Here is a 26,450-nt window from a genome sequence, read left to right on the forward strand (position 1 = left end):
GCCGCGGAAGACGAGGAGACACGGATGCCGCGGCCACCCAAGGGCGTGACGATCAACGACGTCGCCGCGCGCGCCGGCGTGTCGCTGTCGACGGTCTCCCGTGCCCTCAACGGCAACCCGACGGTAGACCCCACCCTGGTCGCACGCGTCCGCGAGGCTGCCGCCGAGCTCCGCTACACCGCAAGCCCGGTCGCACGCAGTCTGGTGCTCGGCCGTACCCAGACGATCGCGGTCGTGGTCCCCGACCTCGGCAACCCGACCTTCCAGGCGATCCTGCGCGGGCTCAGCCGCGCCGCCGCGGCGGACGGCTACCATGTCCTCGTCGCGGACTCAGCGGAGTCTGTGGACGAGGAGCGCGCGCTCGCCCAGACCACCCGACGTCGCACCGACGGCGTCATCCTGTGTGCCCCGCGCCTGCCCCAGGCCGAACTCGACGCGTTCGTCGGCGGGCTGAACCCCGTCGTGCTGGTCAATCGCTCGTCCGATGCGATCCCCGCGGTCCGGGCCGACTACCGGACCGCGCTCGGCGACGAGCTCGATCTGCTCTACGGACTCGGGCACCGTCAGGTCGTGTTCCTCGCCGGCATCGCCCGCAGCGTCGCGAACACGTCGCGCCTGGAGGCGATCGACGCGTTCCGGCGGGAACACCCCGACATGCGCGTGGACACGCTGCCGTGCGGCGTCGACTTCGACAGCGGCGCCGCTGCCGCGCCGGCGGTCCTGGCGTCCGGCGCGACGGCCGCGCTGGCCTTCAACGACCTCGTCGCGATGGGGCTGTCGAGCGCCGCGCAGGCCGCCGGTCGCCGCATCCCCGACGAGCTGTCGGTGGTCGGGTTCGACGACATCCCCTTCGCCCGGTACACGACCCCGCCGCTCACGACCGCGGCGGTTCCTGCGGCCGAGCTCGGCGCGCAGGCGTGGACGCGCATGCGCGGACTGCTCGACGGCGAAGCGCCCGGCGACGCCCTGTGGCTGCGCCCCGAACTCGTCGTGCGCGGCAGCACCGGCCCGGCGCCGCGCTGACCCGGAGCCTACGCCCGGCACATGGCACGCCGCCCGGTACGCGTTGACCCGGATCCCCGACCCGGCGTTCCGGCACCCGGCGGCTCGCACCCCGCGCCCGGCACACGGCATCCGGCACCCGGCACCCCGCATCCGGCATCGGCATCTGGCATCTGGAACCTGGCACCCGGGCACCCGGGCACCCGGCACACGGCATCCGCCATCCGGCATCCGGCATCCGGCATCCGACACCCGGGCACCCGGCGGTCGCGCGCGACTTGTCCCTGGTCGCCGCAACACACGCCGTGCTAGTGTGAGAAAACGTTTCCTGAAGGAGTGACATGAGCCACCGCCGCTACGCGCTCGTGGGTGCCGGCCACCGCGCCCAGATGTACGTCGACGCCATCCTCGGCCCCTACTCCGACACTGCGAGCCTCGTCGCGATCTGCGAGCCGAACCCCGTGCGCGCGCGGTTCTACGCCGACCTCGTGGCGGCCGCGGGCTCACCGGCGCCCTCCGTCCACGGCCCCGACGACCTCGAGGCGATGATCGCCGACGAGCAGGTCGACCGCGTCATCATCTGCGCCCGCGACGACATGCATGCCGAACTGATCGTCCGCTCGCTCGATGCCGGCGCCGACGTCGTCGTCGAGAAGCCCCTCACGATCGACGGCCCGTCCGCCGCGGCGATCGAGGAGGCGATCGAGCGCACCGGCCGGGAGGTCGTCATCACCTTCAACTACCGGTACTCCCCCCGCAACTCCGCGCTGCGCCAGGTCATCCAGGACGGCACGATCGGCGAGGTCACCAGCATCGACTTCTCGTGGATGCTCGACACCAAGCACGGCGCCGACTACTTCCGCCGCTGGCACCGTGAGAAGAAGAACTCCGGCGGGCTCCTCGTCCACAAGTCCAGCCACCACTTCGACCTCGTCAACTGGTGGATCCGGTCCGCTCCCCGTCGCGTGTTCGCCTCCGGCGGCCTGCGCTTCTACGGTGTCGACAACGCCGCTGCCCGCGGCATCACGGGCCGCCCCGAGCGCGGCACGCACGACGGAGCGGATGCCTTCGAGCTCGACCTGCGCGACGACGCCCGCCTCACAGCGCTGTACCTCGACGCCGAGCAGCACGACGGCTACCGGCGCGACCTCGACGTCTTCAGCGACGGCATCACGATCGAGGACAACCTCGCCCTCGTCGTCGACTACCTCTCGGGCGCCACGCTCAGCTACTCGCTCAACGCCCACGCGCCGTGGGAGGGCTACCGCGTCGCGGTCAACGGCACGGAGGGCCGCGTGGAACTCGACGTCGTCGAGCGCGGCGCCGTCCTGGCCGACGAGGGCCTGCACCCCGTTCTCGACCCGAGCGCGACGGACGCCGGCGCTTCGGGGTCTCTCCGCCCCGAGGGCGAGCGCCTGCTGGTGCAGCGCCACTGGGAGGCCGCGTACGAGGTCGAGATCCCCAACCTCGCCGGCGGCCACGGCGGCGGCGACCAGCTGCTGCTGCGCGACGTGTTCGAGGGGCCGGGCGAGGATCCGCTCGCGCGCCCCGCCGACTGGCGCGACGGTGTCCGCGCGATCGCGGTCGGCATCGCCGGCAACCGCTCGCTGGCGACCGGGCTCCCGGTCGAGACCGCCGACCTCGGCATCCGCTTCCTCGCCGAGGACGCCGCGGCGAAGGCGCGCGCGTGAGCCGCATCGCCGTCACCGGCGGGGCGGGGCGCCTCGGCCGCAGCCTCGTCGCGGGGCTCGCCGCCGTCGGCCACGAGCTCGTCTCGCTCGACCGGACGGTCTCGGACGCCCCTGAGCTGGCCGACATCGCGCAGGTCGCCGTCGACCTGACCGACGCGGATGCCGCCGCGCGCGCCGTGTCCGACGCGCGCGCCGACGCCCTCGTCCACCTCGCCGCGATCGCGGTTCCGTTCAGCGCGCCCGAGGACGTGATCCTGCGCACCAACGCCGCGCTCGCCCTCAACACGGTGGGCGCGGGCGTCGCGGCCGGCATCCCGAAGATCGTCACCGCCTCGAGCCCCACGGTCCTCGGCTACGGCGCACCGACGGGCTGGCTGCCCGACCGCTTCCCCCTCGACGAGCAGACGCCGCCGAAGCCATGGAACGCGTACGCGCTGTCGAAGCACCTCGCCGAACAGACGATCGCGATGTTCGCGCGGCAGACCGGCGACGCGACGCGGTTCGCCGCGTTCCGCCCGTGCTACGTCATCGCCCCCGAGGAATGGGCCGGGGCCCCCACGCAGCAGGGACACACGGTGCTCGAGCGCCTCGCCGACCCCGCGCTGTCGGCGCCGGCGCTGTTCAACTACGTCGACGCACGCGACGTCGCGGGATTCATCGACACACTGCTCGAGGCCCTGCCCGAGATCCCGAACGCCGAGACGTTCTTCGTCGGCGCCGACGACGCGCTCGCACGCGAGCCGCTCGCCGACCTCATGCCGCGCTTCATCCCCGGCAGCGACGACATCGCGTCCGTTCTCACCGGGACGGCCCCGGCGTTCTCGAACGCGAAGGCCCGGCGCATGCTCGGCTGGCGGCCGAGCCGCACGTGGCGCGGCGAACTCGGGGAGTTGGGGACCGACCCCGCCCCCGCCATCACGACCCGAAAGGACGTCCCGGCGTGAACTTCGACGGCATCCTCTTCTTCCCGGTGACGCCTTTCGACGCCGCCGGCCGCGTCGACCTCGACCTGCTGGGCACCCACGTCGAGACGTCGCTGGCCCATGCACCCGGAGGCATATTCCCCGCGTGCGGCACGGGAGAATTCCACGCGCTGTCGGCGGCGGAGGTCGCCCAGGTCGTGAGCGCCGCGACCGAGACCGTCGCCGGGCGCATCCCGGTCGTCGCCGGCACCGGCGGCCCGCTCGGCCAGGCGATCGAGCTGGCGCGCGCCGCGGCGGATGCCGGCGCCGACGCCCTGCTGGTCCTCCCGCCCTACCTCGTGGGCGGACCCCAGCGCGGGCTCGTCGCGTACATCGAGGCCGTGGCGGCGGCATCCCCCCTGCCCGTGGTCGTCTACCACCGCGCCAACGCGCAGTACTCGGTCGAGTCGATGCGGCGCCTGGCGCGCAATCCGAAGGTCGTCGGCTTCAAGGATGGCACCGGCGACCTCGCTGTCGCGCAGCAGATCGTGCGCGCGGTCGCCGCCGAGGGGCGCGACGACTTCGCGTTCTTCAACGGCCTGCTCACCGCCGAGCTGTCGCAGGCAGCCTACCGCGGCATCGGCATGCCGCTGTACTCGTCGGCGGCCTTCGCGATGATCCCCGAGGTCGCGGCCGCGTACTACCGCGCGTACGTCGACGGCGACGAGGAGCGCCGCACAGCGCTGCTCGACGGCTTCTACACGCCGCTCGTCGCCCTGCGCGACGAGACGCCGGGCTTCGGGGTGTCGCTCATCAAAGCGGGTCTGCGCCTGTCGGGTCTTCCCGTGGGGTCGGTGCGGGCCCCGCTGATCGACCCGTCCCCCGAGCAGGAGGCGAAGCTGACCGGCATCCTCGAGGCCGGGCGGGCGCTGCTGTGACGACGATCGCCGCGTTCGACACGCGCCTCATCCGGGTCCCGCTGACGCGGCCGTGGGGGGCCGACGTCACGTCGGTCGGCGTGATCGCGACGCATGTCGTGCGCTCGGACGGCGCCGAGGGCTGGGGCTTCTCGTGGACGCCGCAGATCGGCGCCGAGTCCGTCCATGCGCTGCTCGCGCACGACATCACGGCCTTCGCCGTGGGGCGTCCGGCAGACCCCGAGACCCTGTGGCAGCCGGCGTGGCAGCACCTGCACGAGGCGGGCGGCGGGGGCATCACGACGATCGCGCTGGCCGGGCTCGACCTGGCGCTGTGGGATGCCGAGGCCCGCGCGCGGGATGTCGCGGTCTCGGAGCTGCTCGGCCGCCGCCGCACGTCGGTGGCCGCCTACGGCTCGGGCGTGAACCTGCACTACACGCTCGACGAGCTGGTGGCCCAGATACGGCGGTGGGTCGACGCCGGGTTCGACGCCGTCAAGATCAAGGTCGGCAAGCCCGACCTCGCCGAGGACCTCGATCGCGTCGCCGCGGTGCGCGAGGTGCTCGGCCCAGACCGCGCGCTCATGATCGACGCGAACCAGCGATGGGACCTCGATCGCGCCGTCACCTCGGTGCGCGCGCTGCAGGAGTACGCGCCCGCGTGGATCGAGGAGCCGCTGCGCGCCGACGACCTCGCCGGGCACGTCGCGCTCGCCCACCGCATCGACACGCCCATCGCCCTGGGCGAGAACGTGCACACCGCCTACCGGTTCGCTGAGTTCCTGCGCGCCGGCGCGGCGCACGTCGTCCAGCCGAACATCGTGCGCGTCGGCGGCATCACGCCGTTCCGCCGCATCGCGCAGGTGGCGGTCGATCACGGCGCGACGCTGCATCCGCACCTGCTGCCCGAGCTCTCGGGCCAGCTCGCGCTGACCCTGCCGGTCGCCGCGGGCGCCGGCGAGCCCATGGCCGAGGATGTCGAGGACGCCGGGTTCGGCGCGCTCGGCGCCCTCGACGACGCCTCGCCCATCGCGATCGCCGACGGCCGCCTCACCGAGCGGCCCCACGTCGGCCTCGGCATCCGCTTCTCCTGACCCCCTCCTCCCCCACACCCACAGTCATGACGTCACCGCGATACAGCACCGGTTCGGCACCGGTTCAGGTGCTGTCCCACGGTGACGACAAGAAAGGGACCGCAGACATGACGACCAGTCAGCAGCAGATCCAGCAGTTCGCCGAGGCCGCAGAGGCGGCGGCGCCCGTTTGGCGGGCGGCGAGCGCCGGCATGCGCGCGGCGTGGCTGCGCGCCGCGGCCGACACGCTCGACGCGCACGTCGACGAGCTCGTCGCGATCGCCGACGAGGAGACGCGCCTGGGCCCCGTCCGCCTGCGCGGCGAGGTCGCCCGCACGACCGGGCAGCTTCGCCTGTTCGCCGCGGTCGTCGAGGAGGGCTCGTACCTCGAGCTCACCGTCGACGATGCGGATACCTCGGCCACACCGCCGCGTCCGGAGCTTCGCCGCATGCTCACCGGCGTCGGGCCGGTCGCGGTGTTCTCGGCATCGAACTTCCCGTTCGCGTTCTCGGTCGCCGGCGGCGACACCGCGTCGGCGCTGGCGGCCGGCAACCCGGTGATCGTCAAGGCCCACTCGGGTCATCCGCGACTGTCCGAGCGCACGGCGCAGCTGGTGTCCGAGGCGCTCGTCGGCGCCGGCGCCCCCGAGGGCTCGTTCGCGTTGGTCGCCGGACGCGAGGCCGGCAACGCGCTCGTGCAGCATCCGCTCGTCCAGGCCGCCGGGTTCACCGGCTCGGTCGCCGGCGGGCGCGCGCTGTTCGACCTGGCGTCCGGCCGTCCCGACCCGATCCCGTTCTACGGCGAGCTCGGGTCGGTGAACCCCGTCGTCATCACGCCGGCCGCGCTGGCAGCGCGCGGCGACGCCCTCGCGCAGGGCCTCGTCGGGTCGTTCACGCTCGGCGTCGGGCAGTTCTGCACGAAGCCGGGCGTCGTGTTCGTCCCGCGCGGGGCCGGGTTCGAGGACCTCGTTGCCGCCCACGTCACGGACGCCGCCGGCGGGCCTCTGCTCACCGACCGCATCACGGACGCGTTCCCGGTCGGCATCGGGCATCTCGAGGCCGACCCGTCCGTCGAGGTCCTCGGCTATGGGGCGCCCGCGGCCGAGGGCTCGGCCCGGCCGGTCGTCTTGACGACGGATGCCCCGGCGGTGGCGCAGCGCCCCGGCACGCTGCTCGAGGAGTGCTTCGGCCCGGTCACGCTGCTGGTGCGCTACGACGACCAGGCCGATCTGCTCACGGCGCTGCGCGCCGTCCCTGGTTCGCTGACGGCGACCCTGCACTCCGAGGATTCGGACGATGTCGCCGACGTGCTGGCCGTCCTCGAGCGCCGCGCCGGACGCGTGCTGTTCGCCGGCTGGCCGACCGGCGTGGCCGTCACATGGTCGCAGCACCACGGCGGACCCTGGCCGGCCACGACGTCGCTGCACACGTCCGTCGGCGCGACGGCGATCCGCCGGTTCCTGCGCCCCGTCGTGTTCCAGGACGCCCCCGAGCGTCTGCTCCCCGACGTGCTGTGCGACGCCGCCCTCGAGACGCTCCCCCACCGCCGCAACGGCGTGTTGCGGGTGCCGTAGCCCGGCGCCGCCGCCTTCGGCCTAGGGGCTTCGGCCTTGCCGCCTTCGGCCTAGGGTCTTCGGCCTGGGGGTCTTCGGCCTGGGGGCCGTGTCCCACTTCTGGCCGTCCGGCGGGGGCGCAGGCGACCAGAAACGGGACATACCAGCAGCACTCAGGCAGTCACCGGGTGCCGCTGCTACTTCATGTCCCACTTCTGGCCGCCCGGCGGGGCGGCAGGCGACCAAGAGTGGGACATGGATGCCTGACGCGGCCGCTACGAGAGGGCTGGATCAGCCGTGGGCCGGCTGACCCCAACTACCGCCCGGCGGGATCAGCGGCGGGTGCGGCGCGCCAGCGCGGCGCCGGCCTCGCGCAGCCAACGGGCGGGATCGGCCATCGCCTCGGCGGGCGAACCGGCGAGTTCGGTGAGAGAGACGGATGCGGCGAACGCCGAGATGTCGGCATCCGGCGCGATGCGTCCGGCGACGAGCGCGACCGGAACATCCGCGCCGGCGGCGAGGGCCGCGACGTGCGCGGGCACCTTCCCGGCGGCTGATTGGCCGTCGTATGAGCCCTCGCCGGTGACGACCAGCACGGCGCCGGCGACGGCGTCCCGCAGACCGATCAGCTCGGCCACCGCCGTCGACCCGGGCACAAGCCGCGCTCCCCACGCCAGCAGGCCGAAGCCGGTACCGCCGGCCGCGCCGGCGCCGGGAGCAGAGGGGTCTGCCGGGAGCAGCGCGGCATAGGACCGCAGCGACTCATCCAGCGCGCGGACGTCGTCGCGCGTCGCGCCCTTCTGCGGGCCGAAGACGGCTGCGGCGCCGCGCTCACCCAGCAGAGGATTCGTCACGTCGCTGAGCACCTGGACCCCCGCGGGCGGCAGCGCGGCCAGCCCGGCGAGGTCAGCGGTGGCGATGTCGCCGATTCCGCGCCCGCCGGGTGCCACGGGAGCGCCCGCGGCGTCGAAGAGCCTCGCCCCGAGAGCGGTCAGCATCCCCGCGCCGCCGTCTGTCGACGCGCTCGAGCCGATGCCGAGCACGAGGCGGCTCACGCCGTGCGCGAGCGCCGCGGCGATCGTCTGGCCGAACCCCGTCGTGTCGGCGTCGAGCGGACGCAGCCGCGGGGGTGTGCCGAGCAGCTCGATGCCGCTGGTCGAGGCGAGTTCGACCACCGCGGTCCCGCGCGACGCCTCGGGCGTCGCCGGCAGCAGCAGCCACGAGGCCTCGACGGGATCGCCGGACGGGCCCGTCACCGTCAGCGGCATCCGGACGGCGCCCGGAACGGCCGCCGCGAACGCGTCGAGCGTGCCCTCGCCGCCGTCGGCCATGGGCAGCACCCGCGGTTCGATGTCGGCATCCGCCGATCGCCATCCGTCGGCGATCGCCGCGGCCGCCGCGGCCGCGGGGATCGATCCCTTGAAGCTGTCGGGGGCGATCACGACCGTCTGGGGCATGGGACCATTGTCGCGGATTCATTGGGAAAGCGCTATCCCTGCTGAATGTGCAGGAATCTCCATGAGCAGTCGCTGGTCCGGCCGCCGGCGCCGTGCGCCCTCCGCGCGCCAGGGCCGAGCGTCGGGGCCGAGCGTCGGGGCCGAGCGTCGGATCCGCCCGCCGGGCCCGCCCACCGGGTCAGCCCACCGGCCCACCGGCGCCGCCCACCGGGTCCACCCAAGGGCCAGCCCGCCAGCGCCGCCCACCGGGTCCACCCAAGGGCCGCCCACCGGGTCAGCCCACCGGGTCAGCCCACCGGGTCAGCCCGCCAGCGCCGCCCGCCGGCGCCGGCCGCCGGGGCCGAGCGCCGTCCGCGCGCTGGGGCCGCCCGCCGTCGCCGGCCGCCGGGTCCGCCCGCCGGGGCCGCCCGCCGGGGCCGAGCGCCGTCCGCGCGCTGGGCTCAGCCCGCCGCCCGGCGGGCCTCCCAGCCGGTGCGGACCATCTGATCGACGGTGTAGCGGTTGGCCCAGTCGAGGTCGCGTGCGGCGAGGTCGCCGGTCGCGACGATACGGTCGGGGTCGCCGGGGCGGCGAGCCGACACCTCGGGCGTGAAGTCGATGCCCGTGACGCGCACCATCGCGTCCATGATCTGCCTCACGCTGAGCCCGTTCTGCGAGCCCAGGTTGTAGGCGGCTTCGATCGGGTCGCCGGCCTCGAGGCGCTGCGCGGCGACCACGTGGGCGGCCGCGATGTCGGCGACGTGGACGTAGTCGCGCATGTTCGTGCCGTCGGGGGTGTCGTAGTCGTCGCCGAAGATCTTCGGCGTACGGCCATCGATGAGTGCCTCGAACACGAGCGGGAAGAGGTTGTGAGGGCTGGTGTCGTAGACCGTCGGGTCGCCGGAGCCGACGACGTTGAAGTAGCGCAGCGACGTGTGGCGCAGCGGTGCGGCGGACTCGGCGGTCGCGACAGCCTGGTCGCGGATCAGCCACTCGCCGATGAGCTTGGACTCGCCGTACGGAGAAGCGGGACGCTTCGGCAGGTCCTCGGTGACGAGAGGCACGTCGGGCGTGCCGTACACGGCCGCGGACGAGGAGAAGACGATGTTCGCGACACCGGCCACCTCCATCGCCTCGAGCACGACGCGGGTGCCCTCGACGTTCTGCGCGTACGTGTGAAGCGGGCGCTTCACCGAGACGCCGGCGTACTTGTAGCCGGCGACGTGGATCACTCCGGTGACGCCGTGCTCCGTGAGGGCCTGCTCCACCAGGGAGCGATCGAGGATGGAGCCGCGCACGAACGGGACGCCCGCGGGCACGAAGTCCTCGTGGCCGCTCGAGAGGTCGTCCAGCACGACGGGCGAGAGCCCGGCGGCCGAGAGTGCGCGGACGATGTGGGCGCCGATGTAGCCGGCGCCTCCGGTCACGAGCCAGGACATGGAACTCCTCGGGGGTGGAACGGTTCGGATCAATTGTCGCGGATGTGAGGCCGCGCGTCTTGGTCAGTGCGGAGCGGCCGTGCTCGACCGCTCGATCAGTTGCGTGGGCACGATCACGGTGCCGCGCGCGGCGCCGTTCTCGAGGCCGTCGACCAGTGCGGCGAACGCCCGCTCACCGAGCGCCGGGAAGTCCTGGCGCAGCGTGGTCAGCGGCGGCCGGTAGTCCGCGGCGTCCGCGACGTCGTCGAACCCGACGACGCTCACGGCGCCGGGCACGTCGCGGCCGCCCTCGGCAAGGGCGCGCAGGACGCCCAGCGCCATCTGGTCGTTGGCGACGAAGACCGCCGTGGCCTCCGCAGGCAGCAGAGTCCCCAGCGCGTATCCGGATGACGAGGACCAGTCGCCGCGAAGCGGCTCGGGAACCGGCGCGCCGGCGCCCGCCAGCGCCTCGCGCCAGCCGCGCTCGCGCTCCGCCGCGGCGAACGAGGTCACCGGCCCCGAGATGTGGTGGACGGTGCGATGCCCGAGGCCGAGCAGATGCTCGACCGCCCGGCGTGCGCCGCCGGCGTGGTCGGACTGGACGATCGTGAAGCGCTCATCGGCTTCGGCATCCACCACGACCAGATGGAGCCCCGCCGGCGACGCCGATCCGGCGGCGAGCGCGGTCGCCTCGTTGAGCACCACCGCACCGTCCGCGCCCTGGTCGCGCAGCTGCTCGAACGCCGCGGCGAGCGCGTCGGATCCGGATGCCGTCACCACGGCCACCGCGTAGCCGCGGGCGGTCGCCGCGTCGACGACCGCCTGCAGCATCCGGAAGTTCCCGACCGTCGCGAGCGTCGAGGCGACCAAGCCGATCGTGTGCGACCGGCCGGTGCGCAGCGCCCGTGCGGCGCGGTGCGGGCGGTAGCCGAGCTCAGCCATCGCCGCCTCGACGCGCTCCCGCGTGGCCGGGTCGACGTTGGGGCTCGCGTTGACGACGCGCGACACGGTCTGACCCGATACCCCCGCCGCCGCAGCGACATCCGCCATCGACACTCGTCGTCCCGGCATCCGAATCCCCTCTTCCGGCCGCGCCCGGTCCACCCGTGCAGAACTCCACGGATCCGGACATGTTGACGTTACCATGCCTCATAGGTTACCGTGTTTACGTGAACATGATGGAGTTCCAGACACCCGAGACCCTCGGCGCGGGCGTCGTCAAGCGCGCCACGCGCCTCGCCGACGGCCGTGAGCTGATCTACTACGACGACCCGGGCACGACGCTCGGCCCCGAGCGGGGCGTCGACGCCCGCACGCTCGACCCCCGCCCGACGACCGCCACGATGCGGCGCGACGTGCTGACCGGCGACTGGATCTCGGTCGCGGCGGCCCGCCAGAACCGCGCGTTCCTCCCGCCGGCGCACCTGGATCCGCTCGCGCCGCAGACCGAGACCAACCCGTCCGAGATCCCGTCCCGCTACGACGTCGCGGTCTTCGAGAACAAGTCCCCCTCGTTCGGCCCCGCCCTCGCCGAGGCACACGGCGACGCCCCCGCGGCGACCGACGCCCCACGGGATCTCGCCGATCTCGACGCCCCCGGGCTCGGCCGCACCCGCACTTCGGTCGGCCGCTGCGAGGTCGTGTGCTTCAGTCCCGAGCATGCCGGATCCTTCGGAACCCAGTCCCGCACGCGTGCCCGCACCGTCATCGAGGCGTGGGCCGACCGCACCGCCGCACTGTCGGCGCTGCCGGGCGTGCAGCAGGTCTTCCCGTTCGAGAACCGGGGCGAGGCCATCGGGGTCACGCTCCCCCACCCGCACGGCCAGATCTACTCCTACCCGTACATCACGCCGCGCACGACGAGCCTGCTGCGGTCGATCGAGCAGCAGGGCGACGACATGTTCGCCCGCATCCTCGAGTTCGAACGGGCATCCGAGCGGGTGCTCCTCGCCGGCGAGCACTGGACCGCGTTCGTGCCGTTCGCCGCACGCTGGCCGCTCGAGGTCCACGTGCTCCCCCACCGTCACGTGGCCGACTTCACCGAGACGACGGATGCCGAGCGCGACGAGCTCGCGCCGCTCTACCTGCGACTGCTGCGCGGCATCGACGCGCTCTACGACACCCCCACTCCGTACATCGCGGCGTGGCACCAGGCCCCCGTCCACACCGGCCGTGACGCCGTCCGCCTGAACCTCCAGATCACGTCGCCGCGCCGCGCGGCCGACAAGCTGAAGTACCTCGCCGGATCCGAAGCCGCGATGGGCGCGTGGATCGGCGACGTCCCGCCCGAGACGGCCGCCGAGCGCCTGCGCGCCGCCGTCGACTCCATCCCCGAGGTGACCGAATGACCGCTTCCGCCGCCCGCTCCCTGTTCGCGGAGCTCACCGGGGCCGAGCCGACCGGCACGTGGTCGGCTCCGGGACGCGTGAACCTCATCGGCGAGCACACCGACTACAACGACGGGTTCGTTCTGCCGTTCGCGATCCAGCACCGCACCTGGGTCGCCGCCGCTCCGCGCGAGGACGCCGTCATCCGCGTGGCGTCGACCTTCGACGAGGCAGCCGTCGACGTCGCCGTCGCCGAGCTCGACGCGATCTTCCCCCAGCGCCGCGACGAGATCGTCGAGTGGGCGCGCTACCCGCTCGGTGTCGCGTGGGCGGCTCTGGCGGCCGCCGGCCGCGACGCCGCGGACGTCCCGGGCATCGACCTCACCTTCGCCTCCGACGTCCCGGTCGGTGCTGGCCTGTCATCGTCGGCCGCCATCGAGGGCGCCACGGCCGCCGCGCTCGACGACCTGTGGAGCCTCGACCTCGACCTCGTCGCGCGCGCCCGCGTCGGCCGCACGGCCGAGAACGACGCGGTCGGCGCCCCGACCGGGATCATGGACCAGATGGCGAGCAACCTCGGCCGGCCCGATGCCGCCATCTTCCTCGACTGCCGCTCTCTGGACGCGCAGGTCGTGGACCTCGGGTTCGCCGCCGCGGGCCTCGAACTGCTGGTCATGGACACCGGCGTCAAGCACTCGCACTCGACCGGCGGCTACCGCGAGCGCCGCGAGGCGTGCGAGCGGGGCGCCGCGATCATGGGGGTCCCGGCCCTGCGCGATGTCGGCGTCGGCGACCTCGACCGTGCACGCGGCCTCATGGACGACGTCACCTTCCGCCGCGTGCGGCACATCGTCACCGAGAACCAGCGCGTGCTCGACACCGTGCGCGTGCTGAAGGAAGAGGGCCCCGGCGCGATCGGCGGGCTCCTCGTGGCGTCGCACGCGTCGATGCGCGACGACTTCGAGATCTCGGTCCCCGAGCTCGACACCGCCGTCGACACAGCCCTGGCCGCCGGTGCGGTCGGCGCCCGGATGACCGGCGGCGGCTTCGGCGGCGCAGCCATCGCGCTCGTGGAGCGCGCGAACGTCGATGCCGTGGCGGATGCCGTGTCCGCCGCGTTCGCAGAGCGGGGCTTCGCCCCACCGACGCAGTTCACGGTGACGCCGTCCGCGGGCGCGCACCGGGACTGATCGCCTCCGACGGCGGGGCGCCGAACGCACCACCCCTGGCGGACGGCGACCGGGCGTCCTAGCGTCGTTCGGGGAGCGCGGCATCCGCCCGCGCACCGGAAGGAGCGAAGGTGGCCCACATCACCGTCGGGACCGAGAACTCGGTCGACGTCGATCTCCACTACACCGACATGGGCTCCGGCCAGCCGGTCGTGCTCATCCACGGCTTCCCGCTGAACGGCGAGAGCTGGGATCGCCAGCAGTCGGCGCTGCTGGAGGCCGGGTTCCGCGTCATCGCCTACGACCGTCGCGGATTCGGGGAGTCCACCAAGACCGCCGGCGGCTACGACGTCGACACGTTCACGGCGGACCTCCACGCCCTCATGGAGGACCTCGACCTGAGCGACGTCGTCCTGGTCGGCTTCTCGATGGGCACCGGTGAGGTCGCCCGGTACCTGTCGCGCTACGGCGACGCACGTGTCGCCAAGGCGGTCTTCCTCGGCTCGGTCGAGCCGTATCTGCTGATCACCGACGACAATCCCGACGGCGCCGGACCGCAGGAGTTCTTCGACGGCCTCGCCCAGGCGCTGCGCGAGGACCGCTACGCGTTCCTGACGCAGTTCTTCCGCGACTTCTACAACCTCGACGAGAACCTCGGGACGCGCATCTCGCCCGAGGCGCTCGCCGCCAGCGTCCAGATCGCGAACCGCGCAGGCAACATCGCGATCGCGACGACGCCGCTGAGCTGGCCGACGGACTACCGAGAGGACATCGCCCAGATCGACGTCCCGACCCTCATCGTCCACGGCACCGCGGACAGCATCCTGCCGATCGACGCGACAGCACGCCGCTTCCGCACGCTCCTGCCGGCGGCGACCTATGTCGAGATCGAAGGAGCGCCGCACGGGATGCTGCGCACGCACGCCGCCGAGGTCAACGAGGCGCTTCTGGCCTTCCTCTTCGGCTGAGCCGCATGCGCCGGCTTCCGCTCCTCGTGCTGGTGGGCGCCGCCGCCGCGGGCGCGGCTCTGCTGGCGTGGGGCGAGTGGGGAGCGTGGCGCGCTTCGCGCGCGGAGTACCCGCCTGCGGCGTCGCCGGGCGAAGGCGGGGAGGACGTCGTCCTCGTGCTCGGCTACCCGCCCCGCGCCGACGGACGGCCGAGCTTCCTGCAGCGGTGGCGGACGCGCATCGCGGCACGATCGGCACCGCCCGGCGCCGTGTTCGTGTTCTCGGGTGCGGCGGTGCACGGCGAACGCGCGGAGGCCGACATCATGGCCGAGTTCGGCGAGCGGCTCGGGCTGCCGGCCGACCGGATCGTGCGTGAGACACGCGCGCGGTCGACGCGCGAGAACATCGTCAACGCGCTCCCCTGGCTGCGCGCCGCCCGCACCATCCGCATCGCCTCGAACACGCATCATGCGCTCCGCGCACGTCGCTACCTGCGCGAGGCGGATCCGGACCTCGTACCGCGGCTGGTCCGCACGCGCGACTTCGTGCCGCTCGAGCTCGGCCCGTTCCGACTCGCCCTGACGTTCTACGACTGGGTGGCCGGGAGCCTCGCGGACGAGCGCGCCCATGATCTGGACAGACCGAATGTTAGTGACTAACATTTTGTGCTGTGAGCAAGACAGAGCGCACCCGTGAAGCGCTGCTGACCGCCGCACTGGAGCTGTTCGCCGAGCGCGGCTACGCCGGCGCGACGACGGCTGCGATCGCCGAGCGCGCGGGCGTCAGCGAGATGACGCTGTTCCGCCACTTCCCCACGAAGGACGCGCTCGTCGTCGACGACCCGTATGACCCGCTGATGGCCGCCGCCGTCGCGGCGCGGCCCGCCGACGAGCCGCCGCTCGCCGCGACGACGCGCGGTGTGCGCGACGCGTGGGAGGCCGTCGCGCCACCCGAGGCCGCGGCGATGCGCGAGCAGCTGCGCATCGTGGCATCCAGCGAGGCGTTGCGCGGCGTCATCGCGCACCGCAGCCACGAGTCCGAGCGGGCGATCGCCGCCGCGCTCCGATCGCGCGGAGCCGACCGCATCGAGGCGGTCGTCGTGGCCGCCGCCGTGATCGCCGGCCTCACCGCCGCGCTGCTGGACTGGGCGACGACCGACGCCGCCGACCCCGGCGAGACGATCGCCCGAGCGCTGCGCACCCTCGACGCCGGCGTCGCCGGCACGCCCGGGGGGCGGACGCCATGACCGGCCTGGAGCTGTGCGGCGCCTCCCGCGTCTTCCGCGGCGGCGCAGGCGTGTTCGACCTCGAGCTGACGGTGGGCGCGGGCGAGATCGTCGCGCTCGTCGGCCTCAACGGCGCCGGCAAGACCACGCTGATGCGACTCGCCCTGGGCATGCTTCGACCCGACGCCGGCGACGTCCGCGTGCTCGGGCATCCGATCGGCCGCGCTCCCGCGGCGGCCTGGGCGCGTGTGGGACACCTCGTCGAGATGCCGCTCACCTACCCCGAACTGACCGCGACACAGAATCTCGAGGCGTCGGCACGACTGCGGGGAGCCGACCCCGCGTGCGTCGCAAAGTCACTCGACCGCTGGCTTCTGCGGGCGTACGCCGACCGCCGCACGCGGCGTCTCTCGCTCGGCAACCGCCAGCGCGTCGGCCTCGCCGCGGCGCTGCAGCACGATCCCGATCTGCTCGTCCTCGACGAGCCCACGAACGCCCTGGACCCGGCCGGCGTGCTGGTGCTGCGCGACGCGCTGATCGAACGGGCGGATGCCGGCGCCGCCGTGCTGGTGAGCAGTCACCATCTCGACGAGGTGTCGCGCATCGCGCACCGGATCGTCGTGATGAACGGCGGACGGCTCATCGGCGAGCTCACACCGGGCGAGCCCGAGCTCGAGCGCGTGTTCTTCGAGCACGTGCGGGCCGACGACGCGCAGCGGACGGTTCGCGGATGAACGCGGCAGTGCGGGTCGAGGCCATGAAGCTCGTCCGCTCGAGGGTCGGGCTGATCGGAAGCGCGGCGATCGTCGCGGGCATCCTCGCACTGTGCGGCGGCATGCTGCTCGCCCTCGCCGCCGGCGACCCGCAGCTCGTGGCGAAGCTCGGCCCCGATGCGAGCCTGACATGGGCGGGACTGTGGAGCACGGCGGCGCAGATCACGTCGGCCGGCGGCCTGCTGGCGTTCGGCGTCGTCGCCGCGTGGCTGTTCGGCCGCGAATTCGGGGACGGCACGATCACCGGCCTGTTCGCCCTGCCGGTCGGCCGAGGCGCGATCGCGGCGGCCAAGCTGATCGTGTTCGCCCTGTGGGCGGCGGCGGTCGGCACCCTCCTCGCCGGCGCCCTCCTCGCGCTCGGCCTGATCGCCGGGTTCGGGGTGCCGGACGCCGCGGCCTGGGCCGGCGCCGGGCGGCAGATCGCCCTCGGCCTGTTCAGCGCGGGACTCGCCGTGCCGGCCGCGTGGGTCGCGACCGCGGCCCGGTCGCTGCTGGGCGGCGTCAGCGTCGCGATCGGGCTGGTCGTGGTCGCCCAGGTGGGGGTGGTCGCGGGGGCGGACGGGTGGATGCCGCTGGCAGCCCCCGCACTGTGGGCGATCTCGGCCGGAGCGGCGGTGTCCGGCGTGCAATTGACGGTGACGCTCGCGTTCGTGGCCCTGTGCGCCGCGGGCACGGTGTGGTGGTGGCATCGCCTGCAGCTCGACCGCTGAGACGACCGCGCGCCAGCCGAGACGAGAAGGTGGCGGCCCCTGCCGAATCCGTCGTCCGGATGCGACCAAGACCGCCACCTCTGTGCATGCGTCGTCTCGCGGCGCGCGCGGCGAGACGACGTGTTCACTCCTGCGGGGCGTTGCCCATCGCGATCAGCTCGTCGATCATCTCCGGGGTGATGCCGGCGCCGTCGGGGCTCATGCCCGACATCATGCCGAGACGGCCGATCGGGAACGAACCCATCATCTCGCTGAAGTCCACGCCCTCGGGCATGATGTTGCCCGCACCGCTCTCGGCCATGCCGCTCATCATCGCGGTCATCGCCTGCTGCACGACAGGTCCGGCCACGGGGTGGGCGAACACCTCGGCGAGCGACGAGTTGCGGGTCAGCGGCAGGGCGACGGCGTCACCGGCGACCTCGACGGCCGCGCTCGCGCGCACGTCGCGGCTCGACGCGGCGACATCGACGGTGTAGGTGCCACCCTCGACCACCCAGGAATCGGTGCGGATGTCCCAGTAGGCCAGATCCTTGCGACGGACCACCAGCGCGATCTCGCGGCTCTCACCGGCGTCGAGCGCGACCGACGCGAACGTCTTCAGCTCGCGCTCGGGCCGCTGGACGTCGCTCACCGGGAGTGACGTGTAGACCTGCACGACCTCGCGGCCGGCGCGCTCACCGGTGTTGGTGACGGTGACGCGCACCTCGAGGTCACCGGACACTGCGACCTCGACGGCGACATCCGAGTACGCGAAGGTCGTGTACGACAGGCCGTGACCGAACGGGAAGGCGACGTCCATGCGGCGCGCGTCGTACCAGCGGTAGCCGACGAACAGCCCCTCGCTGTAGCGCACGTGCGAGAACTCCCCGGGGAAGTCGAGGTAGGCGGGGGTGTCCTCCAGTCGCAGGGGGATCGTCTCGGTGAGCTTGCCCGACGGGCTGACGTCGCCGAACAGCACGTCGGCGGTCGCGCCGCCGCCGGCCTGCCCGAGCAGCCAGCCCTCGAGGATCGCAGGCACGCGGTCGGCGAACGGCAGCGCCACGACGCCGCCGTTCGAGAGCACGACGACCGTGCGGGGGTTCGCCGCGAGGACGGCGTCGAGCAGCTCGAGCTGCTCTGCCGGCAGGTCGATGTCGGTGCGGTCGTAGCCTTCGGACTCGAGGCGCGCGGGAAGGCCCAGGAACACCACGGCGACCTCGGCGGCCGCGGCCGCGGCGACGGCCTCGTCCCGCCACGCGGCCAGCTCGTCCTGCGTGGGCGCCTGCGGCGACAGTGAGAAGCCCTTCGCGTACGTCACGTCGCCGTCGGCAAGAGCGCGGATCTCGTCGAGCGCCGCGTCCAGGCGCGTCGGGTTGATCATCGACGAGCCGGCGCCCTGGTAGCGCGGCTTCTCGGCGAACTCGCCGATCACCGCGAGCCGCGTGCTCGTGGCCAGCGGCAGGAGGTCACCGGCGTTCTTCAGCAGAACGATCGACCGGACCGCGGCCTCGCGGGCGAGCGCATGGTGGGCGTCCACGTCGAGCGGACCCTCGACCGCACCCGCCCCTTCGGTCGCCTTGCGCACGAGGTCGAGCACGCGCCCGGCGGCGACGTCGACGACGGACTCGTCGAGCGAGCCCTCGCGGACCGCGGCGACGATCTGCGCGTCGGTGACGCCGTTCGACGACGGCATCTCGAGGTCCAGCCCGGCAGCGACGCCCGCGACCCGCTCGTTGACGGCGCCCCAGTCCGAGACCACGAGACCCTCGAAGCCCCACTCGTCTCGCAGCACCTTCGTGAGCAGCCATGGGTCCTCCGAGGCGTAGACGCCGTTGATGCGGTTGTACGAGCACATGACCGTCCACGGCTGGGCGTCCTCGACGACGCGCTGGAACCCGCGCAGGTAGATCTCGCGCAGCGGACGCTCGTCGATGTCGGAGCTGGCGCGCATGCGGTCGTGCTCCTGGTTGTTGGCGGCGAAGTGCTTGAGCGACGTGCCGACGCCCTTCGACTGGATGCCCTTCACGAGCGCGGCGCCGATGACGCCCGACACGATGGGGTCCTCCGAGAGGTACTCGAAGTTGCGACCGCACAGCGGCGAGCGCTTGATGTTGATGCCCGGGCCCAGCAGGACGCCGACGTTCTCGATCGCGGTCTCGGTGCCGAGCGCCTCACCGACGCGCTCGACGAGCTCGACGTCCCACGACGATCCGAGGCCGACAGCCGGCGGGAAGCAGGTGGCGGGAACGCTGTCGGCGAGGCCGAGGTGATCGCTCGATCCCGCCTGCTTGCGCAGTCCGTGCGGGCCGTCCGTGACCATGATGGCCGGGATGCCGACCCGCTCGATCGGCTTGGTGTACCAGAAGCTCGCTCCGCTGGTGAGGGACGCCTTCTCCTCGAGCGTGAGATCGGCGGTGGTCGCCGGGGAGGCGATCAGAGTGGTGTCGGTCATCGTCGAATCCGTTCCGTTCTGCCGCGATCTGCGCGACAAGAAAACCTTATGTCATTTGGTTTTCAAAAATCAAGCATTATTCGGTTTACTGGTGGCATGGCACAGCGGGGTTCCTACGCAAAGGGAGTGGCGAAGCGCGAGGAGATCCTCGAGCGCTCACTCGAGGTCATCGCGCGCGAGGGCTATCGCGGCGCGTCCGTGAAGGAGCTCGCGGACGCGGTCGGGTTGAGCCAGGCGGGGCTCCTCCACTACTTCGACAGCAAGGAGGAGCTGTTCACCGAGGTGCTGCGCAAGAGGGATGAACAGGACTCCCGCAGCTTCGGCTCGGATCGCCCGGAAGACCCGACGGCGCTGCGCGACGGCTTCGTGGCCGTGATCCGGCACAACGCCGACGTCCCCGGTCTGGTGCAGCTCTACTCCCGGCTGGCCGTGGACGCCGCGGATCCCACCCACCCCGCGCACCGCTATTTCCTCCAGCGCAGCGACGGCCTGCGCACCGGCTTCGCCGAGGCGCTTGCGGCGATGCAGCGCGAGGGACGTCTGACGTCCGCCGTCGAGCCCGACACGCTCGCCCGCATCATCGTCGCCGTCGCCGATGGGCTCCAGCTGCAGTGGATGCAGGACTCCACGATCGACATGGCCGCGCACATCGAGGCCCTCTTCCAGGCCCTGGACCCCACTGCCACGACGTCGCCCGCCGACGCGGAGGCCGCACGATGAGCGCCGCGACGACCTCCGGCGTCGACGTCCGGATCGCGCCGGGCATCGTTCGAGGGTCCTGGCGCGGCGAGGCGGGGACGCCCGGCGCATCCGCCGCCTTCCTCGGCATCCCCTTCGCGCTGCCTCCGGTCGGCGACCTCCGCTTCGCCGCGCCCGCCCCCGTGCCCGCGTGGGACGGCGTGCGCGATGCCACCGCGTTCGGCGCCACCCCCCAGCGCGGCGACACGGGGATCACGCTCATCCCCGAGCCGAGCGTGCCGGGCGAGAGCACGCTGAATCTGAACGTCTTCACGCCGCGGCCCGACGAGACCGCGCCGGCCATGCCCGTCCTGGTGTACATCCACGGCGGCGGCTTCGTCTCGGGATCGCCCGCGAGCCCCTGGTACGACGGCGCTTCGTTCGCCCGGGACGGGGTCGTGACCGTCACCGTGTCGTACCGGCTGGGATTCGACGGCTTCGGAGACATCCCCGGGGCTCCCGGCAACCGAGGCGTGCGCGACTGGCTCGCCGCGCTCGAATGGGTCCAGGAGAACATCCACGCCTTCGGCGGCGACCCCGGCCGCGTCACGATCGCCGGGCAGTCCGCCGGCGGCGGCGCCGTCCTGACGCTTCTGGGCATGCCCGCGGCACAGCACCTGTTCCACGCCGCGTGGTCGATGTCGGGGCCGCTGCGCGACATCCCGCTCGAGCGGGCGCAGGCGCTGTCGGTGGAGATGGCGCGGCTGGCGGGCGTTCCCGCCACCCGCGCCGGCTTCGCCACGCTCTCCGAAGAGCGCGTGAGCGAACTGCAGCGGCAGGTCGCGGCGCCGGCGTCCACGAGCGCCCTCGGCCCGATCGTCTCGATGATCGAAGATGGCCTCGCGTGGGGCCCCATGATCGACGGCGACCTGATCCCGCGCCCGACGATCGCGTCGATCCGCGACGGGGTCGGCGCCGACAAGCCGCTCGTGCTGGGCGCGACCGACGACGAGTTCACGATGGTGACCGATGCCATGACCGGCGACATCGATCTCGCTGCGGCACTCCGTCTGCGCCTGAAGGACGGGCTCTCACTCGAGCGATACCTCGAGGACAATCGCGCGCAGCAGGCGAAGGGCGACGCCGCGATGCTCGGCCGCTTCGTCAGTGATGCCGTGTTCCGGTCGGCGGTGGTGCGCGTCGCGCGGGCGCGAGCGGGCGCCCCCACGTGGGTCTACCGCTTCACCTGGCCGTCGCCGACGTTCCGCTGGGCGCTGCACTGCATCGACGTGCCCTTCTGGTTCGACTGCCTCACGGCGCCGGGCGTTCCGGCCATCGCCGGCGATGCGCCGCCGCCGGCCCTCGCGGATGCGGTCCACGGCAGCGCGGTCGCGCTCATCGGGCACGGCGATCCCGGCTGGCTGCCGTGGTCTCAGGAGCCGGGCGCCACGCGCATGTTCGATGCCGACGCGGCGACCGGCGACATCCGCCTCGACGGCTACGCCTCGGTGGAAGCCCTCGTCTAGCCCGCTGAGCGCATCGCGGGGATGACGTCGCGCTCGAACAGGTCGACGCCCGACCGGTCGTACGCGTGCTCGGGGAAGTAGTGGATGGCGTAGGCGAGCCCGCGCGCACGCAGGTCGTCGAGGCGCTCCGAGACCTGCTCGATCGTGCCGACGAGGGCCCGGCGCGAGCGGTACTCGGCCATGTAGGCCTCGGTCTTCTCGCCGAGGTAGGGGGCGATGCGCGCCTCGATCCGGTCCAGGCGCTCCTCGACCTCGCCCTCGGTCTCGCCGACGACGGTGTTGAAGTTCGCCGACATGACGACCTCGCCCGGGTCGCGCCCGATCGCGGCGCAGTGGTCCTCGAAGATCGCCCGCTTGCGACTGAACTCCTCGGGGCTGCTCGACCAGTTGGTGTAGTCGGCGTACTTCGCGGCGATCTTCAGCGTCACCTTCTCGCCGCCGCCCGCGATCCACACCGGAATGCCACCCTCCTGGATCGGCAGCGGGCGCACGATCGCGCCGTCGACCTGATAGTGCTTGCCGTCGAGTGTGGCGGTGCCGGTCGACCACGCCTGCCGCATGATGTCCACGCCCTCGTCCAGCGCCCCGAGCCGGTCTCCGATCGCGGGGAAGCCGTAGCCGTACGCACGCCATTCGTGCTCGTACCAGCCGCCGCCGATGCCCATCTCGACCCGGCCGCCCGACACCATGTCGACGGTGGCGGCGACCTTCGCCAGGTACGCCGGGTTGCGGTAGCCCATGCACGTGCACATCTGACCGAGGCGGATGCGATCGGTCGCTGCGGCGAAGGCCGCCATGAGGGTCCACGCCTCGTGCGTCGCCTCTTCGGAGGGAACGGGCACGGTGTGGAAGTGGTCGTAGACCCACAGGGACTCCCAGGGGCCCTGATCGGCGTGCTGGGCGAGCGTGCCCATGACCCTCCAGTGGTCGGCCGTGTCGATGCCGACCAGGTCGTGGCGCCAGCCCTGCGGGATGAAGATTCCGAATCGCATACGGCCAGCCTAGGAGCGCTCCCACTTCCGCCGCCAGGGCGTGAATGCTTCGGCGACGCCTTCCGGCTACGGCGACGCGCGGTCGGTGACGCGGGCGTGCGGCATCCGCGCCCGCATCACGTCGATGGCGGCCGGGTTGTCGTCGACCAGCACGGCGTCACGTCCGAGCGCGGACGCGACAGCCCCGGTCGTGCCGCTGCCGGCGAAAAGGTCCAGCACACGGTCGCCCGGACGGCTCGATGCCTGCACGATCCGCCTCAGGATCCCTTCGGGCTTCTGGGTCGGATAACCGGTCTTCTCCCGACCGGTCGTGGGGACGATCGTGTGCCACCACACGTCGGTGGGGAGCTTGCCGCGCTCGGCCTTCTCGGGGGTGACGAGCCCGGGCGCCATGTAGGGCTCGCGATCGACGGCTTCGGAGTCGAACCAGTACCGGTCCGGGTTCTTGACGTAGACGAGGATCGTGTCGTGCTTGGTCGGCCACCGCCTGCGCGTCTTCGCGCCGAAGTCGTACGCCCAGATCAGCTCGTTGAGGAACCGCTCTCTCCCGAAGAGCGCATCCATCAGCACCTTCGCGTAGTGCGCCTCGCGGTAGTCGAGGTGGAGGTAGAGCGTGCCGTCCTCGGCCAGCAGACGCCAGGCCTCGGCGAGACGCGGCTCGAGGAACCCCCAGTAGTCGTCGAACCGGTCGTCGTAGGCGCGCATGTCGCCGCGCAGCCGCTCGTATTCGCGTCCGTGGAACCCCCTGCGCACGATGCCCGGCTTCTCGCCCGCGGGGCGCGCGGTCTCCACGACGCGTTCACGCGGTCGACCGGTGTTGAACGGCGGGTCCAGGTAGACGAGCGTGAACGATCCGTCGTCGAAGGAGCGGGCGATCTCGAGGTTGTCGCCCTCGTGGATCTCGACGGACACGGACGCGTCGCTCGCCGATTCGAGACCCGCTGGATTCGCCGCTGGGCCGCTCATCCCTCTACAACACCAGATCCGCCCGCGCCCGGGCCGGATTGGTCGTTCCCGGGCGCATCGTGTCGCGTCGCATCAGCTCGAGGAGCGGATCCCCTCGACATACTTCTGCACCATCTCGAACAGCTCCTCGTCGTACGGTCCCCATTCGGGTCGGGGGGTGCCGGGGCCGACGTAGGGCTCGTCCCGGTAGTGCTTCTGGTACTCGGCGAGCTTGACCTCCAGCTGCGCCTTGACGTCGGCGTACGCCGGGTCGTCCGCGACGTTGCGCACCTCGGTGGGGTCGGTGTTCAGGTCGTAGAGCTCCCATTCCGGCTCGAACACCTGGTCCGATGCGCCCGGCACGCCGAGCCCGGCACCGTAGTAGTAGATCAGCTTGTGATCCTTCGTGCGGATGCCGTAGTGCGCGGGCGCGGCATGGATCGGGTCGTCGTGCTCCCAGTAGCGGTAGTACGCCGCATCCGGCCAGTCCTCGACCTCCTCGCCGCGCAGCAGCGGACGGAACGACCGGCCCTGCGAAGTCGGAAGCGCCTGGTCGGGATCCAGCCCGGCGATGTCGAGGAACGTCGCGGCGAAGTCGGTGTTGGTGATGATGGCCTCGCAGCGGGTGCCGGCGGCGATCTCGGCGGGCCACTTCATCAGCATCGGCATCTGCAGGGACTGGTCGAACATCAGCCGCTTGTCGAACCATCCGTGGTCGCCGAGGAAGAAGCCCTGGTCGGAGGTGTAGACCACGAGGGTGTTCTCGGCGAGGCCGTTCTCCTCGAGGTGGTCCAGCAGCCGGCCGACGTTGTCGTCGATGGACTGGATGCACTGCAGGTAGTCGCGCATGTAGATCTGGTACTTCCAGCTCATGCGCGCCGCGCGGTTCTCCTCGCCGCGGAGGTGCTCGGGGACCTCCTGCTTGAGGTCGTCCGCGCCCATGTCGTCGGCGATCGTCATGTGGACTCCGCGCACCGCCTTGCTGCGGGTCTCGTAGTCGTCGAAGAACGTCTCGGGCTCGGGGATGGCGCCGTCCGCGTACAGGTGCTTGTGCTTCTCGTCGGGGATCCACGGTCGGTGCGGCGCCTTGTGATGCACCATCATCGCGAACGGCTGATCCGCATCGAGCGAGTCGATCCAATCCAGCGACAGGTCGGTGACGATGTCGGTGGCGTAGCCCGGAACCTTCGCCGACCCGCTCTCGTCGATCATCTCGGGGTCGACGTAGTCGCCCTGCCCCGGGAAGATCTTCCAGGCGTCGAACCCGCGCGGAAGCGACTGCCCGTGCTCGCCGAGATGCCACTTGCCGAACATGGCCGTCTTGTAGCCGTCGCTCTGGAGCACATCGATGAACGTCGGGACCCGGTAGTCCATCTCGGTCCAGATCGAGGAGACGCCGTTGACGTGCGAGTACGTGCCGGTGAGGATCGTCGCGCGCGACGGCGAGCAGATCGAGTTCGTGCAGTACACGGCGTCCAGGCGCATGCCCTCCGCCGCGATGCGGTCGAGGTGCGGCGTCTGATTGACGCGGCTGCCGTACGCCGAGATGGCATGGGCGGCATGGTCGTCCGACATGATGAAGATGATGTTCGGTCTGGTCATGCTGGTCCTCCGGTGGATCTGAGGGGATTCGAGACGCTCGAGGCGCCCAGGGTCGGGGTGAGCAGCAGATGCTCGGGTTCGGCGCGGCCGGCGGCAGCGGCGGCGATGAGACCCGCACACGCGCGCCCAGCGGCCTCGAGCGGCAGACGGGAGTAGGCCAGGTCGGGCCAGAGCTCGAGCGCGAGCGAGCCCGCCGCGAGGGAGCCCACGCGGATGCCGCCGCCCACGGCCCGTGCGGCGCGGTAGGCCGCCTCGGCGTCGGCACCCCAGGCGCAGAGCACGGCGGTGCGGCCGGGCGAAGCGCCCGAGTCGCGCAGCGTGTTCTCGATGCTCGCGGCGAGTGCCGTCACGTGTCCGGCCGCCGAGCCGGGATCGGCGTCGTAGGACTGAAGCCGCTCGGCGGTGATGCCGTCGGACAGGACGGTCAGATCGATCCGGGGGCGCGACGCGAGTTCGCCGGTGAGCGCGCTCTCGCGCTGCACCTCGGCACGGGAGCCGAGGTCGGGCCGAACGTACACGAGGTGGTCGATGCCCGGCCCCTCGAAGTGCTCGATCATCTGACGAACACCGTGGGCGTAGTCGAAGTCGACGCTCGGGTAGGGAGCCTCGGGGTCGCCGCAATCGAGCGCGGCGAACGGGATGCCGTGCTTCCGCACGCGCGCGACGAGCTCGGCGGGAGCGCTCAGGTCATCGTGGCCGATGAAGACCAGCCCCGCGAGCAGCCCTCCGCGGGCATCCTCGAGTGCACTGTCGATGCCGACGCCACTCACGAGAGTGAGGTGGAGCCCCGCTTCGCTCAGGCCCGCACCGAGCCCCTGCACGATGCCTGCGTACCGCGGCAGCGTCAGCGGCTTGTCGAGGATCACGCCGATCGCGCCACTCGCCCGCGCCTGCAGCGAACGCGCGATGCGGTTGGGAACGTAGCCGATATCGTCGGCGGCGGCCCGGATGCGCTCCTTCGTCGCTTCGGCCAGCGGGACCGTGCTCTTGTCGTTGAGCGCGTACGACACGGCCGACACCGAGACGCCGGCGCGCTCGGCGACGTCCTTCAGGGTCGGGCGCCGGGTCACGTCATCTCCTCGTCGAGCGGGCTTTCGTGCGACTTTAGCTATTCAAACGTTTGAAGTCAAGGC

Annotated in this window: 23 protein-coding genes; 15 read left to right on the forward strand and 8 right to left on the reverse strand. The window is 72.3% G+C overall.

Annotated features, from left to right (window positions below; all coding sequences use genetic code 11):
- Window positions 1-24 precede the first annotated feature (24 nt).
- From P0L94_11290 to P0L94_11315, 6 genes are all read left to right on the forward strand, one after another.
- Window positions 25-1,023, forward strand: a complete 999-nt coding sequence (locus P0L94_11290) for a LacI family DNA-binding transcriptional regulator (GenBank protein ID WES63038.1) — start codon at window positions 25-27, stop codon at window positions 1,021-1,023.
- 320 nt (window positions 1,024-1,343) lie between these two features.
- Window positions 1,344-2,693 carry a Gfo/Idh/MocA family oxidoreductase gene (locus P0L94_11295; GenBank protein ID WES63039.1) on the forward strand — a complete coding sequence of 450 codons (1,350 nt, stop codon included), beginning with the start codon at window positions 1,344-1,346 and terminating at the stop codon, window positions 2,691-2,693.
- The gene (locus tag P0L94_11300) at window positions 2,690-3,637 is read left to right on the forward strand and encodes an NAD(P)-dependent oxidoreductase (GenBank protein ID WES63040.1); all 948 of its coding nucleotides are present in this window, start codon (window positions 2,690-2,692) and stop codon (window positions 3,635-3,637) included. The genes P0L94_11295 and P0L94_11300 overlap by 4 nt, the downstream gene beginning before the upstream one ends.
- Complete coding sequence (locus tag P0L94_11305; GenBank protein WES63041.1) at window positions 3,634-4,533, forward strand: 5-dehydro-4-deoxyglucarate dehydratase; 900 nt, start codon at window positions 3,634-3,636, stop codon at window positions 4,531-4,533. Before P0L94_11300 ends, P0L94_11305 begins: the two co-directional genes overlap by 4 nt.
- Window positions 4,530-5,606: a mandelate racemase/muconate lactonizing enzyme family protein gene (locus P0L94_11310; protein WES63042.1), complete on the forward strand. Its 1,077-nt coding sequence runs from the start codon at window positions 4,530-4,532 to the stop codon at window positions 5,604-5,606. The genes P0L94_11305 and P0L94_11310 overlap by 4 nt, the downstream gene beginning before the upstream one ends.
- 107 nt (window positions 5,607-5,713) lie before the next feature.
- A complete protein-coding gene (locus P0L94_11315) occupies window positions 5,714-7,159 on the forward strand; it encodes an aldehyde dehydrogenase (NADP(+)) (protein ID WES63043.1) in 1,446 nt (481 codons plus the stop codon).
- A gap of 311 nt (window positions 7,160-7,470) precedes the next feature.
- Here the strand turns inward: P0L94_11315 and P0L94_11320 are convergent, their stop codons facing one another.
- The 3 genes from P0L94_11320 to P0L94_11330 form a co-directional block, all read right to left on the reverse strand.
- Window positions 7,471-8,595, reverse strand: a complete 1,125-nt coding sequence (locus P0L94_11320) for a glycerate kinase (GenBank protein ID WES63044.1) — start codon at window positions 8,593-8,595, stop codon at window positions 7,471-7,473.
- A gap of 440 nt (window positions 8,596-9,035) precedes the next feature.
- Window positions 9,036-10,013: a UDP-glucose 4-epimerase GalE gene (gene galE, locus P0L94_11325; protein WES63045.1), complete on the reverse strand. Its 978-nt coding sequence runs from the start codon at window positions 10,011-10,013 to the stop codon at window positions 9,036-9,038.
- 63 nt (window positions 10,014-10,076) lie between these two features.
- Window positions 10,077-11,063 (reverse strand): substrate-binding domain-containing protein, encoded by a 987-nt coding sequence (locus tag P0L94_11330; GenBank protein WES63046.1) that lies wholly within the window; start codon window positions 11,061-11,063, stop codon window positions 10,077-10,079.
- Between the two features lie 104 nt (window positions 11,064-11,167).
- Here P0L94_11330 and galT point away from each other — a divergent pair, with 104 nt between their 5' ends.
- The 7 genes from galT (at window position 11,168) to P0L94_11365 (ending at window position 17,143) form a co-directional block, all read left to right on the forward strand.
- A complete protein-coding gene (gene galT, locus P0L94_11335; GenBank protein WES66321.1) occupies window positions 11,168-12,340 on the forward strand; it encodes a galactose-1-phosphate uridylyltransferase in 1,173 nt (390 codons plus the stop codon).
- On the forward strand, window positions 12,337-13,509 hold the full coding sequence (gene galK / locus P0L94_11340; GenBank protein WES63047.1) for a galactokinase: 1,173 nt from the start codon (window positions 12,337-12,339) through the stop codon (window positions 13,507-13,509). Before galT ends, galK begins: the two co-directional genes overlap by 4 nt.
- A gap of 110 nt (window positions 13,510-13,619) precedes the next feature.
- On the forward strand, window positions 13,620-14,456 hold the full coding sequence (locus P0L94_11345; protein ID WES63048.1) for an alpha/beta hydrolase: 837 nt from the start codon (window positions 13,620-13,622) through the stop codon (window positions 14,454-14,456).
- Between the two features lie 5 nt (window positions 14,457-14,461).
- The gene (locus P0L94_11350) at window positions 14,462-15,094 is read left to right on the forward strand and encodes a YdcF family protein (protein WES63049.1); all 633 of its coding nucleotides are present in this window, start codon (window positions 14,462-14,464) and stop codon (window positions 15,092-15,094) included.
- A gap of 11 nt (window positions 15,095-15,105) precedes the next feature.
- Window positions 15,106-15,681: a helix-turn-helix domain containing protein gene (locus tag P0L94_11355; GenBank protein ID WES63050.1), complete on the forward strand. Its 576-nt coding sequence runs from the start codon at window positions 15,106-15,108 to the stop codon at window positions 15,679-15,681.
- The gene (locus P0L94_11360) at window positions 15,678-16,394 is read left to right on the forward strand and encodes an ABC transporter ATP-binding protein (GenBank protein WES63051.1); all 717 of its coding nucleotides are present in this window, start codon (window positions 15,678-15,680) and stop codon (window positions 16,392-16,394) included. The genes P0L94_11355 and P0L94_11360 overlap by 4 nt, the downstream gene beginning before the upstream one ends.
- On the forward strand, window positions 16,391-17,143 hold the full coding sequence (locus P0L94_11365; protein ID WES63052.1) for an ABC transporter permease: 753 nt from the start codon (window positions 16,391-16,393) through the stop codon (window positions 17,141-17,143). Before P0L94_11360 ends, P0L94_11365 begins: the two co-directional genes overlap by 4 nt.
- Window positions 17,144-17,267: 124 nt before the next feature.
- On the opposite strand, the gene P0L94_11370 is transcribed toward P0L94_11365, so the two are convergent.
- Window positions 17,268-19,574, reverse strand: a complete 2,307-nt coding sequence (locus P0L94_11370) for a glycoside hydrolase family 3 C-terminal domain-containing protein (protein WES63053.1) — start codon at window positions 19,572-19,574, stop codon at window positions 17,268-17,270.
- Between the two features lie 126 nt (window positions 19,575-19,700).
- Here P0L94_11370 and P0L94_11375 point away from each other — a divergent pair, with 126 nt between their 5' ends.
- Both P0L94_11375 and P0L94_11380 read left to right on the forward strand, forming a co-directional pair.
- On the forward strand, window positions 19,701-20,294 hold the full coding sequence (locus P0L94_11375; GenBank protein ID WES63054.1) for a helix-turn-helix domain containing protein: 594 nt from the start codon (window positions 19,701-19,703) through the stop codon (window positions 20,292-20,294).
- Window positions 20,291-21,778 carry a carboxylesterase family protein gene (locus P0L94_11380; GenBank protein ID WES63055.1) on the forward strand — a complete coding sequence of 496 codons (1,488 nt, stop codon included), beginning with the start codon at window positions 20,291-20,293 and terminating at the stop codon, window positions 21,776-21,778. The genes P0L94_11375 and P0L94_11380 overlap by 4 nt, the downstream gene beginning before the upstream one ends.
- Here the strand turns inward: P0L94_11380 and P0L94_11385 are convergent.
- The 4 genes from P0L94_11385 to P0L94_11400 all read right to left on the reverse strand — a co-directional run bounded on the left by P0L94_11385 (window position 21,775) and on the right by P0L94_11400 (window position 26,387).
- Entirely contained in the window at window positions 21,775-22,770 is a 996-nt protein-coding gene (locus P0L94_11385; protein WES63056.1) for an LLM class F420-dependent oxidoreductase, read from the reverse strand. The genes P0L94_11380 and P0L94_11385 overlap by 4 nt on opposite strands.
- A 66-nt stretch (window positions 22,771-22,836) precedes the next feature.
- Window positions 22,837-23,682, reverse strand: a complete 846-nt coding sequence (locus tag P0L94_11390) for a site-specific DNA-methyltransferase (GenBank protein ID WES63057.1) — start codon at window positions 23,680-23,682, stop codon at window positions 22,837-22,839.
- 126 nt (window positions 23,683-23,808) lie between these two features.
- Complete coding sequence (locus P0L94_11395) at window positions 23,809-25,317, reverse strand: sulfatase (GenBank protein ID WES63058.1); 1,509 nt, start codon at window positions 25,315-25,317, stop codon at window positions 23,809-23,811.
- A complete protein-coding gene (locus P0L94_11400; GenBank protein ID WES63059.1) occupies window positions 25,314-26,387 on the reverse strand; it encodes a LacI family DNA-binding transcriptional regulator in 1,074 nt (357 codons plus the stop codon). Before P0L94_11400 ends, P0L94_11395 begins: the two co-directional genes overlap by 4 nt.
- Between the last annotated feature and the right edge of the window lie 63 nt (window positions 26,388-26,450).

The organism is Microbacter sp. GSS18 (assembly GCA_029319145.1).
Taxonomy (GTDB): domain Bacteria; phylum Actinomycetota; class Actinomycetes; order Actinomycetales; family Microbacteriaceae; genus Microbacterium.

Bases quoted from the DNA above. Each gene is read 5' to 3' on its own strand.
- P0L94_11290 (WES63038.1), top strand. From the start codon at position 25: ATGCCGCGGCCACCCAAGGGCGTGACGATCAACGACGTCGCCGCGCGC.
- P0L94_11295 (WES63039.1), top strand. From the start codon at position 1,344: ATGAGCCACCGCCGCTACGCGCTCGTGGGTGCCGGCCACCGCGCCCAG.
- P0L94_11315 (WES63043.1), top strand. From the start codon at position 5,714: ATGACGACCAGTCAGCAGCAGATCCAGCAGTTCGCCGAGGCCGCAGAG.
- P0L94_11320 (WES63044.1), bottom strand. From the start codon at position 8,595: ATGCCCCAGACGGTCGTGATCGCCCCCGACAGCTTCAAGGGATCGATC.
- galE (WES63045.1), bottom strand. From the start codon at position 10,013: ATGTCCTGGCTCGTGACCGGAGGCGCCGGCTACATCGGCGCCCACATC.
- P0L94_11330 (WES63046.1), bottom strand. From the start codon at position 11,063: ATGCCGGGACGACGAGTGTCGATGGCGGATGTCGCTGCGGCGGCGGGG.
- galT (WES66321.1), top strand. From the start codon at position 11,168: ATGATGGAGTTCCAGACACCCGAGACCCTCGGCGCGGGCGTCGTCAAG.
- galK (WES63047.1), top strand. From the start codon at position 12,337: ATGACCGCTTCCGCCGCCCGCTCCCTGTTCGCGGAGCTCACCGGGGCC.
- P0L94_11350 (WES63049.1), top strand. From the start codon at position 14,462: ATGCGCCGGCTTCCGCTCCTCGTGCTGGTGGGCGCCGCCGCCGCGGGC.
- P0L94_11360 (WES63051.1), top strand. From the start codon at position 15,678: ATGACCGGCCTGGAGCTGTGCGGCGCCTCCCGCGTCTTCCGCGGCGGC.
- P0L94_11365 (WES63052.1), top strand. From the start codon at position 16,391: ATGAACGCGGCAGTGCGGGTCGAGGCCATGAAGCTCGTCCGCTCGAGG.
- P0L94_11370 (WES63053.1), bottom strand. From the start codon at position 19,574: ATGACCGACACCACTCTGATCGCCTCCCCGGCGACCACCGCCGATCTC.
- P0L94_11380 (WES63055.1), top strand. From the start codon at position 20,291: ATGAGCGCCGCGACGACCTCCGGCGTCGACGTCCGGATCGCGCCGGGC.
- P0L94_11385 (WES63056.1), bottom strand. From the start codon at position 22,770: ATGCGATTCGGAATCTTCATCCCGCAGGGCTGGCGCCACGACCTGGTC.
- P0L94_11395 (WES63058.1), bottom strand. From the start codon at position 25,317: ATGACCAGACCGAACATCATCTTCATCATGTCGGACGACCATGCCGCC.